This is a genomic window from Streptomyces sp. NPDC088157, from assembly GCF_044741545.1.
Taxonomy (GTDB): domain Bacteria; phylum Actinomycetota; class Actinomycetes; order Streptomycetales; family Streptomycetaceae; genus Streptomyces.
The window spans coordinates 76674-94343 of record NZ_JBIUSU010000015.1 but is presented as its reverse complement, the minus strand read 5'-3'; the positions used below and the strand labels follow the sequence as shown (position 1 = coordinate 94343).

Annotated in this window: 15 protein-coding genes and 7 pseudogenes; 8 read left to right on the top strand and 14 right to left on the bottom strand. The window is 68.9% G+C overall.

Annotated features, from left to right (window positions below; translation table 11 throughout):
- Nucleotides 1-44: 44 nt before the first annotated feature.
- The gene (locus ACIPFH_RS40830; protein ID WP_401834742.1) at nt 45-224 is read right to left on the bottom strand and encodes a hypothetical protein; all 180 of its coding nucleotides are present in this window, start codon (nt 222-224) and stop codon (nt 45-47) included.
- On the opposite strand from ACIPFH_RS40830, the pseudogene ACIPFH_RS40825 reads away from it, so the two are divergent.
- Both ACIPFH_RS40825 and ACIPFH_RS40820 read left to right on the top strand, forming a co-directional pair.
- Nucleotides 136-495 (top strand): annotated as a pseudogene (locus tag ACIPFH_RS40825) (amino acid transporter); the annotation flags it as partial. The gene ACIPFH_RS40830 and the pseudogene ACIPFH_RS40825 sit on opposite strands and share 89 nt — an antisense overlap.
- Nucleotides 485-2068 (top strand): annotated as a pseudogene (locus ACIPFH_RS40820) (amidohydrolase); the annotation flags it as partial. The pseudogenes ACIPFH_RS40825 and ACIPFH_RS40820, both read left to right, overlap by 11 nt.
- A 33-nt stretch (nt 2069-2101) precedes the next feature.
- Here the strand turns inward: ACIPFH_RS40820 and ACIPFH_RS40815 are convergent.
- The 5 genes and pseudogenes from ACIPFH_RS40815 to ACIPFH_RS40795 form a co-directional block, all read right to left on the bottom strand.
- A pseudogene (locus ACIPFH_RS40815) lies at nt 2102-2179 on the bottom strand (hypothetical protein); the annotation flags it as partial.
- A 272-nt stretch (nt 2180-2451) separates the two neighbouring features.
- Nucleotides 2452-3116, bottom strand: a pseudogene (locus ACIPFH_RS40810) (NAD(P)H-binding protein).
- A 2-nt stretch (nt 3117-3118) separates the two neighbouring features.
- Nucleotides 3119-3520 (bottom strand): RidA family protein, encoded by a 402-nt coding sequence (locus ACIPFH_RS40805; protein ID WP_401834740.1) that lies wholly within the window; start codon nt 3518-3520, stop codon nt 3119-3121.
- Between the two features lie 48 nt (nt 3521-3568).
- Nucleotides 3569-4222 carry an NAD(P)H-binding protein gene (locus tag ACIPFH_RS40800; RefSeq protein WP_401834738.1) on the bottom strand — a complete coding sequence of 218 codons (654 nt, stop codon included), beginning with the start codon at nt 4220-4222 and terminating at the stop codon, nt 3569-3571.
- Between the two features lie 49 nt (nt 4223-4271).
- Nucleotides 4272-4703 carry a VOC family protein gene (locus tag ACIPFH_RS40795; protein ID WP_401834736.1) on the bottom strand — a complete coding sequence of 144 codons (432 nt, stop codon included), beginning with the start codon at nt 4701-4703 and terminating at the stop codon, nt 4272-4274.
- A gap of 127 nt (nt 4704-4830) precedes the next feature.
- On the opposite strand from ACIPFH_RS40795, the gene ACIPFH_RS40790 reads away from it, so the two are divergent.
- The gene (locus ACIPFH_RS40790) at nt 4831-5493 is read left to right on the top strand and encodes a GntR family transcriptional regulator (protein ID WP_401834733.1); all 663 of its coding nucleotides are present in this window, start codon (nt 4831-4833) and stop codon (nt 5491-5493) included.
- Between the two features lie 165 nt (nt 5494-5658).
- Here the strand turns inward: ACIPFH_RS40790 and ACIPFH_RS40785 are convergent, their stop codons facing one another.
- The gene (locus tag ACIPFH_RS40785; RefSeq protein ID WP_401834730.1) at nt 5659-6366 is read right to left on the bottom strand and encodes an IS6 family transposase; all 708 of its coding nucleotides are present in this window, start codon (nt 6364-6366) and stop codon (nt 5659-5661) included.
- Nucleotides 6367-6603: 237 nt separating this feature from the next.
- On the opposite strand from ACIPFH_RS40785, the gene ACIPFH_RS40780 reads away from it, so the two are divergent.
- Both ACIPFH_RS40780 and ACIPFH_RS40775 read left to right on the top strand, forming a co-directional pair.
- Complete coding sequence (locus tag ACIPFH_RS40780) at nt 6604-6954, top strand: hypothetical protein (protein WP_401834727.1); 351 nt, start codon at nt 6604-6606, stop codon at nt 6952-6954.
- Between the two features lie 561 nt (nt 6955-7515).
- Entirely contained in the window at nt 7516-8679 is a 1164-nt protein-coding gene (locus ACIPFH_RS40775; protein WP_401834725.1) for a UDP-N-acetylglucosamine--N-acetylmuramyl-(pentapeptide) pyrophosphoryl-undecaprenol N-acetylglucosamine transferase, read from the top strand.
- Nucleotides 8680-8685: 6 nt separating this feature from the next.
- On the opposite strand, the gene ACIPFH_RS40770 is transcribed toward ACIPFH_RS40775, so the two are convergent.
- Nucleotides 8686-8859: a hypothetical protein gene (locus tag ACIPFH_RS40770; RefSeq protein WP_401834723.1), complete on the bottom strand. Its 174-nt coding sequence runs from the start codon at nt 8857-8859 to the stop codon at nt 8686-8688.
- 459 nt (nt 8860-9318) lie between these two features.
- Here ACIPFH_RS40770 and ACIPFH_RS40765 point away from each other — a divergent pair, with 459 nt between their 5' ends.
- The 3 genes and pseudogenes from ACIPFH_RS40765 to ACIPFH_RS40755 all read left to right on the top strand — a co-directional run.
- A complete protein-coding gene (locus ACIPFH_RS40765; RefSeq protein WP_401834721.1) occupies nt 9319-9744 on the top strand; it encodes a CoA transferase in 426 nt (141 codons plus the stop codon).
- 384 nt (nt 9745-10128) lie between these two features.
- Complete coding sequence (locus ACIPFH_RS40760; RefSeq protein ID WP_401834719.1) at nt 10129-10674, top strand: amidohydrolase family protein; 546 nt, start codon at nt 10129-10131, stop codon at nt 10672-10674.
- A gap of 126 nt (nt 10675-10800) precedes the next feature.
- Nucleotides 10801-10974: pseudogene (locus ACIPFH_RS40755) on the top strand (hotdog domain-containing protein); the annotation flags it as partial.
- A 322-nt stretch (nt 10975-11296) separates the two neighbouring features.
- On the opposite strand, the gene ACIPFH_RS40750 reads toward ACIPFH_RS40755, so the two are convergent.
- From ACIPFH_RS40750 to ACIPFH_RS40725, 6 genes and pseudogenes are all read right to left on the bottom strand, one after another.
- Nucleotides 11297-12277: a threonine/serine dehydratase gene (locus ACIPFH_RS40750; protein WP_401834717.1), complete on the bottom strand. Its 981-nt coding sequence runs from the start codon at nt 12275-12277 to the stop codon at nt 11297-11299.
- 911 nt (nt 12278-13188) lie between these two features.
- Nucleotides 13189-13925: pseudogene (locus tag ACIPFH_RS40745) on the bottom strand (transposase); the annotation flags it as partial.
- A gap of 88 nt (nt 13926-14013) precedes the next feature.
- The gene (locus ACIPFH_RS40740) at nt 14014-14922 is read right to left on the bottom strand and encodes an alpha/beta fold hydrolase (RefSeq protein WP_401834715.1); all 909 of its coding nucleotides are present in this window, start codon (nt 14920-14922) and stop codon (nt 14014-14016) included.
- A 473-nt stretch (nt 14923-15395) separates the two neighbouring features.
- Nucleotides 15396-15899: a GNAT family N-acetyltransferase gene (locus tag ACIPFH_RS40735; protein WP_401834714.1), complete on the bottom strand. Its 504-nt coding sequence runs from the start codon at nt 15897-15899 to the stop codon at nt 15396-15398.
- Between the two features lie 164 nt (nt 15900-16063).
- A pseudogene (locus ACIPFH_RS40730) lies at nt 16064-16710 on the bottom strand (transposase); the annotation flags it as partial.
- Between the two features lie 176 nt (nt 16711-16886).
- Nucleotides 16887-17390: a hypothetical protein gene (locus ACIPFH_RS40725; RefSeq protein ID WP_401834711.1), complete on the bottom strand. Its 504-nt coding sequence runs from the start codon at nt 17388-17390 to the stop codon at nt 16887-16889.
- Between the last annotated feature and the right edge of the window lie 280 nt (nt 17391-17670).

Here is a 17670-nt window from a genome sequence, read left to right as displayed (position 1 = left end):
CTTACGTCAACAGCGTTGACCCAATGTGGATGTCAGCGGTTCCATCACCTCACCGCGCGGCTCTTCCCGTCTGCCGTCCCCGAGGAGCCCTCCATGTCGTCCGCACCGCCCCTGTCCTCCGCGCCGGGCTCGGCTCTGCGCCGTTCCCTCGGCGTCGTCGACGGCGTAGCCATCGCCGCGTCCAGCACCGCGGCCACCACCAGCATCGCCATCGGCATGGGCACGATCGCGACCATCGTGGGCCTGCAGGCCCCGGCACTTCTGCTCCTGGCTTTCCTGCCGGTCCTGGGCATCGCCATCGCCTACGCCCGCCTGAACCGCTCGGAACCGAACTGCGGCAACGGCTACGTCTGGGTCGGCAAGGCCCTCGGCCCCTGGCCCGGCTTCCTGACCGGCTGGGTCACCCTGGTCGGCTCGGTCATCTTCTGCGCCTACACCAGCGCGATCATGGGCTCGGTCGTGCTGATCTTCGCCAACAAGGCGGGCCTGCACAGCCACCGTGCGCGGCGGGCGGATCGCCGCCGTCGGCCACGACGAGGTGCACGAGCTGATCGGCCCGCGCACCGAGGTCGTCGACCTCGCCGGCAAACTGCTGCTGCCCGGCTTCCAGGACGCCCACGTTCACCCGCAGGGCGCGGGCCTCGAACTCGGCCTGTGCCACCTCGCCGACACAGCCGACCCGGCCGCATAACTGCGCAGGATCAAGGCATACGCCGGCCAGTACCCGGACGTCGAGTGGATCACCGGCGGCGGCTGGTCCCTGGAGGCGTTCCCCGGCGGCGCTCCCACCGCCGCGGCTCTCGATGCGATCGTCCCGGACCGGCCCGTCTTCCTGCCCAACCGCGACCACCACGGCGCCTGGGTCAACACCCGGGCCCCGGAGCGCGCGGGGATCGACGCCCGTACGCCCGACCCCACCGACGGCCGTATCGAGCGCGACGCCGACGGCAACCCGACCGGCATGCTCCAGGAGGGAGCCGTCCACCTCGTGGGAAGGCTCGTTCCGGATCCCACGCCGCAGCAGCAACTCGCCGCACTGCTCCGTGCCCAGACCGTCCTGCACTCCTATGGCGTCACCGCCTGGCAGGACGCCATCATCGGCGCGTACGCCACCATGACCGACCCGGAGCCCGCCTATATGGCCGCTGTCGACCGGGGCCTGCTCACCGCCCGTGTCGTCGGCGCTCTGTGGTGGGACCGCGAGCGCGGCGCCGAACAGATCCCCGAACTCATCGCCCGCCGCGAGGAGTTGAACCGGGACCGGTTCCGCGCCACCACCGTGAAGGTCATGCAGGACGGCATCGCGGAGAATTACACCGCCGCCCTGCTCGACCCCTATCTGACCGGTTGCGGCTGCTCCTCGGACAACAGCGGCATCAGCTTCGTCGAGCCGGGCGAGCTGAGGAAGTACGTCACCGAGCTGGACGCGTCCGGCTTCCAGGTCCACTTCCACGCGCTCGGCGACCGCGCGGTGCGCGAGGTGCTCGACGCCGTGGAGCCCGCCCGCGCGGCCAACGGGTGGCGCGACACACGGCACCACCTGGCGCACCTCCAGGTCGAGCACCCGCACGACATTCCGCGCTTCCGCGCACTCGGCGCGAGCACCAACCTGCAGATGTTGTGGGCCGCCCACGAACCGCAGATGGACGAACTGACCCTGCCCTTCCTAGGTGCGGAACGCGGCGCACGGCAGTACCCCTTCGGTGATCTGCTGCGCGCAGGCGCGACCCGGGCCGCCGGCAGCGACTGGCCGGTCAGCAGCCCCGACCCGCTCCAGGCCATCCATGTCGCCGTCAACCGGATCGCCCCCGGCGCGCCCGAGGACACCCCGGCCTTCCTCCCGGAACAGCGCCTCGACCTGGGCACCGCGCTCGCCGCGTACACGGCGGGCAGTGCCCATGTGAACCACCTCGACGACATCACCGGCAGCATCACCGTCGGCAAGTCGGCCGATCTCGTCGTCCTCGACCGTGACCCGTTCGCGGGTCCACCCGAGGAGATCGCCGCCACCCGCGTCCTTGAGACCTTCGTCGAAGGGCAGCGAGTCCACGCGGCCCAGGGCGCCTGAGTTGGCCATTGCTCTGCGCACGAGTGACCAGATGACCTCGACAGGGTTGAGGTCGGGTGCATACGGCGGGAGGCGGATGGGGGCGAGCCACTTGAGTTCCTCCTCGATCACCAGGAACTGGGCATCGGTGACGGTCGGAGAAGTTCGCAGGCCCTGCCGAGCGCAGGGCCTCCACCCCGCCCTCACGCCCGGCCCGCCGCCAGCGTTCCACCGACCGCACACTCACCCGCGATCCTTACGACCTGGTCCGCGATATAGGACCGGGGGCAGGACGGGTTTCTGGTGCGAACTGACAGCCTGGGCTCATGGACGATGCAGTAGACCTCGGCGAGTTCGTTGTGCGCCGCGGGAGTGAGCCAGAGTCGAGAGGCGGAACGGGCAGTTCAGTGGGCGGCGTGGGCCGCCACGGCATCCGCGATAGGGGTGTCGCCGCCGATGACCTCGACGGTCCGGCCGGTCAGCCGCGGTTCGTCGAGCAGCGCCAGCAGGACGGCGGCGGCATCGGCCCGGGAGATGGGGCCCGGACCCGCTCGGCGAGCGTGACCCGGCCGGTGCCGGGGGTGTCGTTGAGCAGACCGGGGCAGACGTTCGTCGCCCGGAGCGCGGACCGGGACCGCATCGCGTTCTCGGCCGGGAGCTTGGCCCGCAGATAGGTACGGAAGACCGGGTCGAGGCTCTCGTCGTCGACGGCCCGCAGATCGGCGCCCATGGCGGAGAGCAGCAGGTAGCGTCCGACTCTGGCGCTCTCGGCGGCGTCCGCCAGCAGGATCGCCGCGCCGCGGTCCACGCTGTCCTTACGGCCCACCGAACTCCCGGGAGCCGCCCCGGCGGCGAAAACCACCGCGTCGGCACCCGTCAGATGCCGGGCGACCTCGTCGCCGGAGGCCTTCTCCAGATCCACGAGCCGTGCCTGGGCCCCGGCCTCCTCCAACGCCTCGGCCTGGGCCGGGTTGCGGATGAGGCCGGTGACCGCATCGCCGCGCCGGGACAGCAGCTGCTCCAGGAGAAGGGCGATCTTGCCGTGCCCTCCGGCGAACAGAACCTTCATGATCAGGCCGGCAGGCGAGTGTCGAGGACGAAGTTGACCTCAATGAGCTGGCCCGGGAAGAACAGCGACGCGACGCCGATGGTGGAGCTGGTGGGGCGGTGGTCACCGAAGTAGGCCAGGTTCGCCGCGGCCATCGCCATATTGTGCCGCGGCAGGTCCACGATGAACTGGGTCTCGGAGACGACCTGGTTGCGGGTGGCGCCGTAGTGGGCGAGCACCTTCTCGAAGTTGGCGTAGGACTGCTTCAGCTGGGCGTCGAAGTCGCCCGGGTAGAGGAAGTTGCCCTGCTCGTCGTGCGAGAGCTGCCCGGAGACGTAGATCGTGTCGCCGACCTTGATGGCCTGGGCGAAACCGAACTCCTTCTCACCGGAGACGTCGTGACTGTAGGAATCGATGGCGGTCATGGTGCTCCTCCTTGCTGATGGTGCTGTGGTTGAGGTGCAGGTGTGAGCTCAGGCGGCCGCGAGGCGGGTGACGGCGTCCGTGACGGGGGTGTCACCGGAGGTGAGTTCGACGATCACGCGGCTGAGGGCAGGCGCGTGCAGGGCGGCGTCGAGGAACGCGGCGACGTCGTCGCGGTGCACGTCGCCGTACTCGACGGCGGGACCGGCGGTGACCCGGCCGGTGCCGGGGGTGTCCAGAAGGGTTCCGGGACGGACGATCAGCCAGTCCAGATCGGTGCGCGTCAGATAGACGTCGGCGGTTTTCTTGACCTTGATGTAGTGCTCGAAGCCCTCACTACGTGTCCCGTCGCGCAGCGCGTCGGGGAACACCGAGACGAGGACGAACCGCGCCGCCCCGGCCAGCGCGGCCGCATCGGCGGCCTTTTGAAGGCCACGGCCGTCGATGAGGGTCGTCTTGTCCTGACCGGTGCCGTGTGCGCCGGCCGAGAAGACCACGGCGTCATGGCCGCGCATCTTGCCGACCAGATCCTCGACCGAGTCGGCGATGAGATCACCGACCACCGGAGTCCCGCCGGCCGCCCGCACCGTCTCACCCTGAGCGGGCCCGCGGTGCATGCCGGTCACAAAGTCACCGCGTGCGGTGAGGAGTTGAGTAAGGCGGCGGCCGACTCCTCCGGCGGCGCCGATCTGGAACACCTTCATGAGCTCGTCCCGTCTTTCGCGTGTGGGGGTGGGTGGTACCGGCCGCCGGTCAGGCGGCGAACACCTGCGAGTCGTCGGCGAACGCCTTGAACTCCAGCGCGTTGCCGGCCGGGTCGAGGAGGAACATCGTCCACTGCTCGCCCTTCTGGCCCGCGAAACGCACGTACGGCTCGATGACGAACTCGGTGCCCGCCGCCCGCAGCCGCTCGGCAAACTCCTGGAAGGCCTCGACCGTCAGAACCAGACCGAAGTGCGGCACGGGTACGTCGTGGCCGTCGACCGGGTTGTGTATGCGCTGCGCGCGCTCCGGCGCGAGGTGCGTGACGAACTGATGGCCGTGCAGATTCCAATCCACCCACGTCTCCGCACTGCGGCCCTGCTCCAGGCCCAGGACGTCGCCGTAGAAGCGGCGCGCGGCAGCCAGGTCGTCGACCGGCACGGCCAGGTGGAATCGGGGGATCGGGGAGTCGAGAACGGTCAAGGCACTGCCTTCCTGCCGGGGAGCGGAGCGGCCCATGGGCGATCCTGCTCGACTTGTCCTAATGTTGACATCACGACAACGTCTGAATGTTAACATTAGGTCATTGGGGAGGAGGTGTAATTCGGGCATGAGTGATCAGGGCAAGGTGGCCCCGGCTCGCCGCCGGGGTCTGGCCGACGAGGTTGCGGACCGTATCCGCGAGGCCATCTTCAACGGGGCCTACGCCCCGGGCGAGCAGCTGCGCGAGGTGGAGCTGTCCGGCGAGATGGACGTCAGCCGCGGCCCGGTGCGCGAGGCGCTGCGGCTGCTCGAGCGCGAGGGCCTGGTGCACTGTGCGTGGCACCGGGGCACGACGGTGACGACGCTGTCCGCCGAGGACGTGGCTGAGCTCGACAGCCTGCGCGGCGCGCTGGAGGACCTCGCCGTCCGCCAGGTGATCGCCCAAGCCTCGGACGAGGACCTCGCGTCCATCGCGAAGACGGCCGACATGATGGAGCGGGCCGGCGATGCGCACGAGATGGTGCGCCTGGACATCGCCTTCCACGACGCGGTGTTCGCCGCCGCAGGGCACCAGCGCCTCGCCGACGCCTGGGACGGCATACGGTGCCAGGTCCACCTGTTCCTGCTGACCCGGATCAGCCGCAGCACCGCCGGCTACCTCGACCGCATCCCGCGCGAGCACCACGGACTCGTCACCGCACTGCGCGCCCGGGACACCAACACCGCCCTCGACCTCTTCGCAGCACACCGGCGCCACGCCGTCGACGTGGTCGCCGGCACCACCGCCTGAGTGTCGGCAAACGATCGAATGACGACAGGCACGGCAGGCGTCCAATGAACCCGGACTTTCCGGGGCCCGACAGCGGCGCCGATCCAATCGGCGCTGTCACGTTGTTGGGTGGGTAGGTGTCTAATGGCGCGTCGTGGTGTGGTGGAGCCCGGTTCCGGGCTGTGGTCAGGGGCTGGCGACGCCGGTGATCCGGTCCCAGATTGCGAAGCGGACGGTCATCTCGGCGCGGTAGTCGTGTGCGGACATCAGATGGCGGCAGGCCCGGAAGTGGGGTGAGATGCCGCTGAACGCGGACAGAAACCGCTGCGCTCCGCCCACCGAGCGGAAGCCTTTCATCGCCCGTTCGCGCTGCCTGGTTGGCTGGTGGCTGTTCTCCGCTCGGTTGTTCAGGTACTTCGACTGCCGGTGCTCGACGCAGGGCATGACCTCGCGGTGGGCCGCGCCGTAGGAGCGGAGCTTGTCGGTGACGATCACCCGCGCCACAACACCGGTCCTCTTCAAAAGTCTGCGGAAGAAGCGTCTGGCCGCGGCCTTGCCCCGGCGATCCTGCACCAGGATGTCCAGGACGTTGCCATCCTGGTCGACGGCCCGCCACAGATACTTCTGTTCCCCATTGATCTTGATGAAGACCTCGTCAAGGTGCCACTTGTCTCCGGGCTGGGGCTGTCGGCGGCGGAGCGCGTTGGCGTAGGTCTGCCCGAACTTGGCGCACCAGCGGCGGATCGTCTCGTAGGAGACGGCGATCCCGCGCTCGAGCATGAGCTCCTGGACCTCGCGGAACGACAGCGGGAAGCGGTGGTACAGCCACACACAGTGGGAGATGACCTCGACCGGGTACCGGTGCCCCTTGTACGACAGCGACGCACTCCCCACGGACGACCCCTCCCAGCCTGATCGACGCGAAGATCATCCCACCGGTCAGCCAACGTGACAGTGCCCGGCGAAAGGCTCTGCGGGGCTTCAGCCGGACGATCGTCCCCGCAGGCTATAGGTGAGGCCCGGGGACACTGTCCCCTCCACAACCCCTGGGCTGTCGGCATGTCCTATAGCCTCCCCGTGCCGAGATCATCGGGCTCGGTGCCGTGGTCGGCCGAGGGGACAGGGCTGCGTGTGGCAGCCCGGCTCGCACCGCCTCAGGAAGTGGAGAACGCCGTGCCCCAGTGGGTCGTCCTGAAAGCTGAAGGCGAGGCAGAAGTCTTCCGTGACACCGTCCACCGTGAACTCGAAGGAACCGAAGCTGAAGCGCTGGCCGCGATGCTGCGTATGGTCGATACCTTCGCAGAGGCCGTCTCCGAACGTGGGCGCCGACGCCAGAGGAGACAGGTCTTCCGGGTTTCCGAGCGCAGATATTTCGTGCGCGTCCACAACCGGATTTCCCGCAACGAGGAAGCCCACTTCACCCTCGCCGAACTCATAGCCGACAGTCATGACGATGACCTGACCGACGCTGTGGGCGGTTAGGACGCTTCTTCTGGATCACCTCGCTGACCAGACACGGACCCGCTACGAACAAGTTGCCACCATCTACCACGCCGCTCTCCACGCCGCGCCATCTTCATCTGGGTGCGGCGGCTGGTCCAGAGAGCGGCCCAGGGTGAGCAGGACGGCGCGGCGGCCCGGCAGCGCCGTGGTCTCGCCCCGCTCGCGCCGCAGTTCGCCGGCGTGGGAGATCCACAGCCGGTAAAGGCGGTCCCCCGTGGCGGGTTCGGCGGGGCGCCCGTCCCCATTGCTCCACGGTGAGGCCTGCGGCGCGGGCCTGCTCCCCCAGGCGGGGTGCGTGCCCTGCCGCGAGGCCTGTGTGAGGACCACCAGCGGTCCGCCTATGGCCAGGACGCGGAGATCTGACGATGCGGCAGTCTGCGGCCGGACGGCCGCCCGGCGCGCGGGTACGGACGACCCGTACGGCGTACCCGCGAGACACTGAGCCGCGTCGCCCAGCTCGCTGTTGCAGCGGTCCCGCTTCGGCAGGAAGCGCTACTGTGACGGCTCGTCTGATGCCCGCCGAATCTTGGAGCAGTCCCGATGAGCAGCGCCGCATTCCGTCTCGTCGTCACCGGCGGCGGGACGGGAGGACACACGTATCCCGCCCTCACCGCGGTGGGTACTTTGCGAGCGAGACTCGCGGCTGAGGGGCGGTCGCTTGACGCCCTGTGGATCGGGACGGCTGAGGGCCTGGAGGCGCGTGTGGCGCCGGCCGAGGGCATTCCGTTCGTCAGCGTCGTGACAGGCAAGATCCGCCGCTCCAAGAACCCGCTGAAACTCGTGTCCCCGGCGAACGTGCGGGACATGGCGCGGGTGCCTCTCGGTGTCCTCCAGGCGCGCAGGGCGATCGAGCAGTTCCAGCCGGACGTGGTGCTGGCGACAGGCGGCTATGTTGCGGTGCCGGCCGGGCTGGCGGCGCGGATGTGCCGCCGTCCGCTGGTGCTGCACGAGCAGACGGTGCGCCTTGGGCTGGCGAACCGGAAGCTGGCGTCGGCGGCTGCCCGGATCTGTGTGTCCTCGGAGTCGACGCTGGCGTTGCTGTCGGAGTCGGCACGGCAGATCGCTGTGGTGACGGGCAACCCGGTGCGGCCGGAGGTCCTGTCGGGGCACGCGGCTAAAGCGGTTGAGGCGTTGGGGCTGTGGGGCTTCGCCGGGCAGTTGCCGACGGTGTACGTCACGGGGGGTGCGCAGGGCTCGCAGCAGATCAACGAGCTGGTGGGCGAGGTGCTGCCGTGGCTGCTGCAACAGGCGAATGTGGTCCATCAGTGCGGCCCGGCTCATGTGGAGGGTCTGCGGGCACGGGCGGCCGGGCTGCCCGGCGAGCTGGCCGGACGGTACTACTTGGCCGGGTACGTCGGTGCGGAGCTGCCGGACGTGCTTGCGCTGGCCGATGTGGTGATCTCGCGCAGCGGTGCGGGGACGCTGGCGGAGCTGACGGCGCTGGGCAAGCCAGCGGTGTTCGTGCCGCTGGCGTCGGCGGCGGGCAACGAGCAGGCGCACAACGCGCGCCATTTGCAGGAGGCCGGGGCCGCGGTCGCGCTCGAAGGCGAGGTGACGGGGGCCCGGGTGCGGGACGCGTTGGGCCCGCTCCTGGCCGATGCCCACCTGCGGCAGGCGATGGCGGAGCGGGCCCGTGCGCAAGGCCGTCCGGACGCGGCCGACCGGCTCGTCGACGAGATCCTGGCCGCCGCCGCGTCCGGTTGAGCGGCGTCAGCCGATGTGCAGCGCCGTCCCCGCCGCGATGAGGACGGCGCACTCGTTGAACGTCTCTTGGTTCTGGCCCATCGGGTCGAGGACGTCCCGATCGCGCAGGTAGAGGGCGAGCTTGGACTGGTTGCTCTCGCCGCAGACATCGATGAGGTCATCGCGCACGTGGGTGTCCATCGCCACGATGGTGTCGGCCCAGTCCTGCGCTCCACCTGCGCAACGGAATATCTCACCGGCGTCGTAAGGGCCATGGCGCCCTGGCACCGCGACCCCAGAGTCGCCGACCTCTTCCACCACACCCACCAGGCCATCGCCCTCAGCACAACCGGGACGCCCTGAGCCCCCAATGCACGAACGGCGGCAGCCGCAAGCTCGCGCTACGGACGACGACGGCCCCGAACCGCGCCGCACCGGACCGCCTGACACAAACCCGGCGGCTGCTGGAGCGCCTTCAGCGGCGCGATAGGCGAATCACCGTCGACTGGCGGCCGTCACGACAGCCTCGACCTCCCGCCGACTGTGCTTCACTCACCTGTGCCGACGACTACACCGACACCAAGTTCACGGCCTGCGTCAACAATTGCCGCTGTCTCGCGGTCGTCGGCGCGCAGTGGGCCGACCTCAAGGTCTGCCTGCGTGAGATCGGCTTCCGCCGCAGCGCGTCAGGACCTCCGCCATCCGACAGTTCGTCCTCCAAACCCCGGCCCCCGTCATCACGAAACCTGCGCCGACGGCCGCTTCGTCGCCGTCGGGGCGATCGAACCGCAGTTCTGGGCCCAGATGCTGGCCGGACTGGGACTGACCACACAAGACCTGCCGCACCAGCACGACCGTGCTGCCTGGCCCGCCGTCAAGGATCGTCTGGCCGCGATCTTCGCCACCCGCACACGGGACGAGTGGGCCGCGGTCTTCGACGACACGGACGCCTGCGTGAGCCCCGTCCTCAGCCCGTTCGAGGCGCATCGGCACCCGCACAACGCCGCCCGAGCCGCCTTCACCGAGGTCGGCGGCCGGCTCCAGCCGTCCCCCGCCCCGAGCCTTCGCGCACCCCCGCCTCCGTAGCCTTCCCCTCGCCCCGGCCCGGTGAGCACACCGACACCGCGCTCGCGGACTGTGGCCTGACCACCGATGAGATCACCAACCTGAGAAAGGACGGCGCCCTGCGATGACCGTCATCGAGGTCTGGGCCCAGCACCCCACCCTGCGTTTCATCCAGCACGAGATGTTCGCCTCCCTGCGCCGCTGGACCGGCGCCGACGAGCTCACCGAGGAACTCCCCGTCGACCTCACCATCGCCATGATGGACGCGGGCGGCGTCGACGTCTCCCTGCTCAGCGCCTGGTACGGCCCGGAAGGCGCCCTCATCTCCAACGACGAGGTCGCCGCCTTCGTCACCCACGCCCCCGACCGCCTGGCCGGCATGGCCTCCGTCGACCTGCGCAAGCCATGGAAGCAGTACGCGAACTGCGCCGCTGTGTCCGCGAATCTGGCTTCAAGGCGCTGCGGGTCGTGCCGTGGCTGTGGGGATGGCCGCCGGACGACCGCCGCTACTACCCGCTGTACGCCGAGTGCGTCGAACTCGGCATCCCCTTCTGTACCCAGGTCGGCCACACCGGCCCGCTGCGGACCTCCGAGACCGGCCGCCCGATCCCGTACCTGGACACCGTCGCGCTCGACTTCCCCGAATTGACCATCGTCGCCGGGCACATCGGCTACCCATGGACGGAGGAAATGATCGCCGTGGCCCGCAAACACGAGAACGTGTACATCGACACCTCCGCCTACACCAGCAAGCGGATCCCGCCCGAGCTGATCTCCTACATGCGCAGCGCCCGCCACAAGGTCCTGTTCGGCACCAACTACCCCATGATCACAGCCGACAAGGCACTCGCCGACCTCGATCAACTCGCACTGGGTGACACAGCCAAGGACCTCTACCTCCACCGCCACGCCGAGCGGATCTTCGGCCTCGGCGGGACGGCCGAGAAGTGACCACGGCCGGCTACGCGCTGGAGACCGCCCAATGGCGCTGGCCTCACAGCCGTTCACCCGGCTCATCGGGGCACGCCTCACCGCCTACACGGAGTCCGACGTCGAGGTCACCATCGACATCACCGAGTGCCTGCACCGCAGCACGGATCGGTCCACGGAGGAGTCGTCGCCTACGCAGCGGACAACGCCCTCGCCTTCGCGGCCACCACCAAGTTGGGCAAGGGCATGGTCACGGCAGGGCTGAACATCAACTTCCTGCGTCCGGCACGCGGCAGCCTGGTCATCGCCCAGGCCACCGTGCTCCACGCCCACCGGCCGCCAAGCCGTCTGCCGGTTTCCGCCACGGAGCGAGTGCTGCGGATATGGCCCGGTCCAGGCCGGTCTTGCGGGCCGTTTCGACCAGCAGGACCGAACCGGCCTGCGAGACCACGGCCCCGCCGTCATCCCGGACAAGGTCACCGGCAGCCGATGGAGCGTCCCTGGCGCCGAAGCCGTCCTGACCCTCCGGGTCCTCATCAGCAACGGCGACTTCCCCCAGTACTGGACCTTCCACACGCGCAGAGAACGCGAACGTCTCTACCCCCGGGCCAACCAGCACAACTACGAACTCCTGGCCTGAGCATCAAGGCCTGTGGAGGGGAGCCGCACCGACCCAGCGGCGATAGGCGTCTACGTCGACGTTGCTGCCGCACACAATGGTGACTATGTGTCGGCCGGCGAAGCGGTCACGGTCTTCGAGGACCGCTGCGATGCCGAGCGCGGCCGAAGGTTCGACGACGAGGCCGGCGTGGTCGAGGAGCATCCGCATGGCGGTGATGATCGACGCCTCCTGGACCAGGACGGCGTCGTCAGCCACCAAGAGGAGGTCGTCCAAGACGGCCGGAATCGGGTACCGGCCGGCGACGCCGTCGGCGATGGTGTCGGTCGAGTCGGTGGTGATGACACGCCGCCTGCGCCACGAGTGTGTCAGCGCCGGTGCGCCCAGCGGCTGGACGCAGATCACCTCGACTTCGGGTGCCAGGTCCTTCACCACATGACCCACGCCGGTGGCCAGCGCCCCGCCTCCGAGAGCGATCAGGACGGTGTCGAACGACGGCGCTGTGTCCACCAGCTCCAGGCCGATGGTCGCCGCGCCCTCGCAGGTCTCGATGTCCAGGCTGTCTTCGAGCAGCCGGATGCCGTCGTACCGGGCGATGGCCGCCGCCCGCTCGCGAGCCATCTCGTGGTCGCCGTCCACCAGTTCCAGCCTGGCGTCCAAGGCGCGGATACGGTCAAGCTTGGCCACGGTCGCAAAGCGGGAAGCCACGACGGTCACGTCGAGCCCCCGGTCGCGACCGGACCAGGCGAGGGCCTGGCCAAGGTTGCCCGCGCTGGCGCACACCACGGCTCGCGAGCCATTGTCGGCAAGCAGGCTCGCGGCTATCTCCGTGCCGCGGGCCTTGAAGCTGCGGACTGGGTTCGCCGTTTCGAGCTTGATGCTCACCGTGCACCCGAGGTCGGGCTCCAGCGCCTCGCAGCGGTACAGCGGAGTGTCGAGAAAAATCGGGTCGATTACCTGGCGAGCTTCCTGGATCCGAGCAGTGTCGAGGCGCGTCTCCTGCATGACGCAGCAGCGTAGCGCCGTCGGTGTCGTCCTGGCCTGACCGGCAAGCTCACTTCAGAAGAGCCGCACCCGACTGACTTGGACTGACCGCAGGAAGGGGGACGACAGCTCCGCGCCGTGGGCGCCAAGGAGGTCCACGGAGTTGCGCCGTGAGGCTGCTATATCGCGTCAAGCGGTTCGCAGGAGATCCTCGTCGTCCGGCCTGAGCGTTCGAGAATCTTGAATGGCTGACGGCAGACGGATCAGCATGCGCGCTCTGGACGTACGTCCGTAGCGCGCATGGGGTGCGGAAGCTCAATGTGCGCCCTGCCGAGATGCCGTTCTCGGCATCCCGGCAGGGGAGTTGACACGCCGTCGGTGCTCAATTTATGTTCTGTCTGTGTAGCCGCTTGGCTGCATGTTTTCGGGGGGCGGGCTTCATCGCGCAAGCGATGGGAGCCGGGGAATTAACCCCAGGAGACATGCGGCGTAAAGCGGCTTGTTGTTTATCTGGGGCCCAGTTCCTCACGGGCCCGCCCTTCCCCGTACTGGGAAGGAGCGGCGGTGTCATCGCAGGTTGAGCCACCGGAAGAAAGTCCTGCTGAGCCGAGTAACGCCCTTGAGCCCCCGGCAGATCCCGATCACCGCAGAGTCGACTTGATCGCGCTCGTCTGCATACTGGCCGCCTGTACAGCTGTCTGCCTGTCAGTCGGTGTGGTGGCGCTTCAGGCAGTAATCGGCGCGGCCGGTATTTTGTTCGCCGCGTGGCGGACGCCGCCACGGGCCAGGCGGGAGCCACGATCAGCCTCGGCCCGACGGCGGCCGCCCCCTCCCCCGGAACGCCAAGTCGACACGCGGTGACCGCACCCTGCTCGCCGCCGCGGACGCCCTTGTGCACGGCGACGGCTTCCGCGTCGTCAGCCGGGTGACCGGGCGCCTCCGGTGCTGTCGGTGCGGATGAGGATGTCGGTGCCGTGGCGATGGGTATCGGGGATCTGGGTGAGCGCGGCGTCCAAGACCGTAATGTGGTCGCTCGCGGTGTTCGCGCCGGCGTTGCCCGGCCGCAGCAGCCGGCCAGGGCCTCGCCTGTGTTGTCCAGGAAGCACAGCAGCGGATGGAAGCCGAAGCCGTGTTTGTAAGTGGCGGCTGCCTGTTCCTTCTCGGAGTGGCAGGTGACGAGGGTGGCGTCGAGGTCCACGACCAGGCCAGGCAGGGCGCGTCCGCCCGCGCGGGAGACCGGTGGCGCGCATCGGGTCTCCGCGGCCTGCAGCCAGGCGGTCTCCCGGGCAGCGGCACGGGCCGTGCGCAGTGCCGCGAGTGCAGTGGTTTCGATGTCGGCCAGGACGCGCCAGGCGGTGGGGGTGGAGGCGACCGGGCCGCATACCTCGCGCTGGTCGCGCAGGAGGGCCAGGTCGGCGATTGCCTCGCCGCCCTCGGCGAGCATCACGCCCAGGTCGACCGCTACCCGGCCGGGATCGTCGGTGCCGCGCGGCCGCAACCGGTGCAGCGCGTTGGTGAAGGCGTCGGTCAGGCCCGTGGCGTCGGCGAGATCGGCCAGCAGGCGGGATCCGGCGTGGCTGACCACTCCGCGACCGTCGGCCGAGACGACAAGCTTGGGACGCGACCCGGTCGTGTGCACGCAGAGAGTGCCTTCCTGCTGTGATGACAGAGACCTTCGACAAGCCTCATCACCCCAGTTCAGAGGGCACTTCGCTTTCCGGGTCAAGATCGGGACACAGCAGCAAATGAAACGCGGGCTAGCTGCCCAGGAATCTCTCGACCACTGTCGCCAGAGCCTGTGGGCTCTCATCCGGGGCGAAGTGGCCGACGTCGTTGAAGATCTCGAGCTCAGCGTTCGGATACCACTGCAGCCAGGTGGACCGCATGGTGTCAGGGCCCATCGCCGGGTCGTTCGCACCAGCCACGACAAGCACCGGGGTCGGATTTCCCTCGAGCCGCTCGTGGATGTCGGAGCCGCGAGTCCAAGATTCGAGGTACGAGCGCAGAGCCGCCGACGAGGAGCGTTCCGAGCCGCTCACCCTGGCATCCAGCCACGCATCGTCGTGCCGACCGCCGGTGGTGACGTCAAAGATCGTCCTGCGGTTGCCGGAATCCTCCACGGCTCCGGCGAACAGCTCCCACATCTCCCCTTCGAGCGGGAACCCGGACGCGGGTACCGGCGAGATGCCGACGATCGAGCGGACCCGCGAGGGGGCGTCCAGCAACATCAGCTGGGCCGCCTTGCCCCCCATGGAGTGACCGATCACCGAGAAACTGTCCCAGCCCAGGTCGTCGGCCACGGCGAGAGCGTCCGCCGCGACCTCCTCCATCGTGTAAGCCCCAGGGGTGTCCATCGCCTCGCCGTACCCACGGCAGTCCACGAAGGCGTAACTGAACGCGCTCCCGTCCAGGTACCGCCGCAGATGGCCGAAACTCGACCTGTCGCTGAGCCAGTGGTGGAGTGCGAGGACCCGCTCCGGGCCGTTGCCCTGTACCTCACACGGAATTAGGTGCCCTGCTACATGACCTGTCACAATGCGGGTCTCCCCCTCTGGGCGGGGCCCGAAATCCCGTCGGCCTGCGGCTTCGCTCCAACGGCGTAGCAAAGCGAGCGGGCGACCGACGGCGTCGCAGGCCAGATGAATCTGGCCGGTCAGGCACCCCATCCCGGACATTCCGCACGGTCCCGTGAGGGCCGGCCACTCGGTCGTCCAGCCGCTTGCTGCCATGCAAACATCTCGCCGGTGTTGGCCAGGGAGCACACCAGCGGGTAGAACCCGAAACCGCCTTGTAGGTGGGTGCGGCACTCGTGCTGCCCCGGCGCACGATCTGCTGCAGCCGCTGCCCCTCCTGATCGGTCGGTCTGCGCACACGCACAGGCTCAGCCACCGCGCCTCCAGCGGTCGGAATGGACGTCACCACACATCCAACCGCCACGACCACCTGCCGCTTCCCGGGAGGTCGTGGATGCCGTCGGTGCTTGGGCTGTTGGAACAGCGTGAGCGGGGTGCTCGTCGGCGTGTGGATGAGCTGCGGGAGGAGGCCGGCCGCATCCAGGCGTGCCCGCGACCAGCTGCGAACACCCGATCGAGACTCCCGTTCGGCACACACTCCTCAAGATCGGAAGGACAACAACCACTTACGTGTCGGGATGCTCCGGCAGCGCGAGCCAGTCCGACCAAGAGATCTCGCGGCCGAGGAAGCGCGGCTGCTCGAACGGCCAGTCGGCGGCGATCCACTGCGGCACCAGCGCGTCGAGGGCTTGCTCGACCTTGCTGCCCACCAACTCGTCCACCACCCACCAGGAGATCTCGCCGTCCGCGCCGGCCCTCTCCGGTGGATCGATGTAGACGCAGCCGAGCAGAGCTCTCTCCGCCGCGTCGAACAGCGCGTAGTTGAAGGACTGGTGTGCGGCGATCTCCTTCTCGTGCCGCAACAGGTCGGCCTGGTCGGCCTCGTAGGTCATGGTGGCCGCGGGCCAGCCCCAGGCCGGGCCGAAGATGGTCCACAGCCGCTCGCGCGAACCCATCACAGCCGGATAGTCGAGCCGGGTGTCCGCTTCCCGGATCGGCCGCAGGTGATGACCACCGCTCGGCAGCGGTACCAGGACGGGGTGGACGAAGTCATCGGGAAGCCAGCTCATGGCGCCCGACCGTAGCAGCGCGCGGCCGTCCGCTCCCCTGGATTTTCCCCGTTTATCGCCAGGCATTGCTCTCATGCCGAGCAGGGCCCGCGATCAGCCGCTCGAGACTACGTTCGATCGACAGACTCCATGATCGGTATGGCAACGGCTTCTGAGCTTGGCGTTTATCCTCGCTGAGCTCGGTGCTCCTTGATCGATTCGGCGCGTTTGGCTGTCTTGCCGACGTCGTGGTGCCTGGCCCGGTGCTTGTTCTTTGAATCGGCAGGCCGTCCCGGCCCTGGCCGGGACGGTTTCGGTGCGGCTGCCGGACGGGCCGTGGTCACGCGGACGTTGCGAAACCCGCGCCGCACCCGGGCCGGGGTGAGGCGGCGGGGTTCGGTGCGGCGTTCCCAGGGGCGGCGAAGGTCCTCGGTGAGCGGGCGGGCGAGACGCAGCTGGGGATGGGCGGCGATGACGAGCCGGGTCCACAGGTCGGCGGTGTCCGCGTGGCGGATCTTCGGTGCGTCCAGCCGAGGGTCTGCTTCATCAGCCGGAAGGTGTGCTCCAGGTCGAAGCGGCGCAGGAACGACTGCCACCAGCGGTCGATGTCCGCGGGCGTGGCACAGTCTGACGAAGACCACAGCCAGACGGGTTTCGGGTCGCGGTCGCCCGGCAGGTGCTCGCCCTTCAGGCGGATCAACGTGCCGTGGAGAGTGGGCAGTTCCTCGTGGGCGTGCTCCAGCCAGGGGCCGCGGTGGGTAAGGCGCCGGTGCATCCGGTCCCAGGAGACCGCCTCGGCGGTGCCGTAGTGGGTGGTTGCGGTGGAGGTGCTGCGTCTTCCCCGGCTCCTTGCCACGCCGCCCTCCGACCCGTGGACCTTCACAAGTTCCTGGATCGCCTGTCAGGCATGGAGCTACTGTGCTGTTCGCCACGGCGGCCTTTCCTAGGCTGCAGTGGAGATGGCTCTGCCCGCCCACGTGGCGGTGGACGGGCAGATGTGTGAAGCGCTCAGTGAGAGCGTACCGAGGCGCCGCAACTGTCCCTGTGGCGGAGCACGGTGACGGGTGCGGCAGGTGCCGGCCACGCTTGGATGAGGTACCACTCAGTCACCTCATCAGGGGCGAGGTCGACTGCGGTATCTCGGCCGCGGGCGTGAATGCGCAGACGGTAGTCGCCAGGGCCGTCGAACGACAGGACGGGAAGCTCTTCGTCCAGGTCGTCCATCAGGCCGCGGACCATGAGATCGCCCGACGCGGAGTGTGCGGAGAGCTCCACGATCTCCTGCCAGTCGTCGTTGCCGGGTGCGGGGGCGGTTTCGTGGAATGTGACGGTGACGTCCACGTCGCCGGTGTGGATGCCGGTGTGGACGACGGTGACACCTTCGGTGACCTGAACGAGCCCGTTGTGCTCGTACTCCAGATCTGGGGCGGTGGGTCCCTCCTCGTCGCTGATGTTGAACTGGTGGTACTGCACCGGGACATGTCCGCTGCCCCGTTCGACCTCGTCGCTCATCCGCAGTCCTTAGTCGGGGTGCCGGCTATTTGATCCACGCCAGGATGGGGGTCCGCCCTACAGCAAGCCGAGCAGGGCGTTGTCCTCCCGCTGGTAACGACTTCGAGGTAGCCGGCGAGGACCTTGGAGTGCGGGGCCCATCCGCCCTGCTTGGCGATGACGACATGGTCGTGGCCCTTCAGCCGGGAGCCCGGGCAGCCGGGCCGAGTGCCGGGCCAGGGCCGCCCGGTCGGGGTCAGTGCGCGCCATAAGTTCGGCGGCCTTGGCCTCCTGCCGCGTG

Bases quoted from the DNA above. Each gene is read 5' to 3' on its own strand.
- ACIPFH_RS40805 (WP_401834740.1), bottom strand. From the start codon at position 3,520: ATGACCGCCATCGATTCCTACAGTCACGACGTCTCCGGTGAGAAGGAG.
- ACIPFH_RS40770 (WP_401834723.1), bottom strand. From the start codon at position 8,859: ATGGACACCCACGTGCGCGATGACCTCATCGATGTCTGCGGCGAGAGC.
- ACIPFH_RS40735 (WP_401834714.1), bottom strand. From the start codon at position 15,899: ATGAGCTGGCTTCCCGATGACTTCGTCCACCCCGTCCTGGTACCGCTG.
- ACIPFH_RS40725 (WP_401834711.1), bottom strand. From the start codon at position 17,390: ATGAGCGACGAGGTCGAACGGGGCAGCGGACATGTCCCGGTGCAGTAC.
- ACIPFH_RS40740 (WP_401834715.1), bottom strand. From the start codon at position 14,922: ATGGGGTGCCTGACCGGCCAGATTCATCTGGCCTGCGACGCCGTCGGT.
- ACIPFH_RS40800 (WP_401834738.1), bottom strand. From the start codon at position 4,222: ATGAAGGTGTTCCAGATCGGCGCCGCCGGAGGAGTCGGCCGCCGCCTT.
- ACIPFH_RS40760 (WP_401834719.1), top strand. From the start codon at position 10,129: ATGGAAGCAGTACGCGAACTGCGCCGCTGTGTCCGCGAATCTGGCTTC.
- ACIPFH_RS40790 (WP_401834733.1), top strand. From the start codon at position 4,831: ATGAGTGATCAGGGCAAGGTGGCCCCGGCTCGCCGCCGGGGTCTGGCC.
- ACIPFH_RS40775 (WP_401834725.1), top strand. From the start codon at position 7,516: ATGAGCAGCGCCGCATTCCGTCTCGTCGTCACCGGCGGCGGGACGGGA.
- ACIPFH_RS40750 (WP_401834717.1), bottom strand. From the start codon at position 12,277: ATGCAGGAGACGCGCCTCGACACTGCTCGGATCCAGGAAGCTCGCCAG.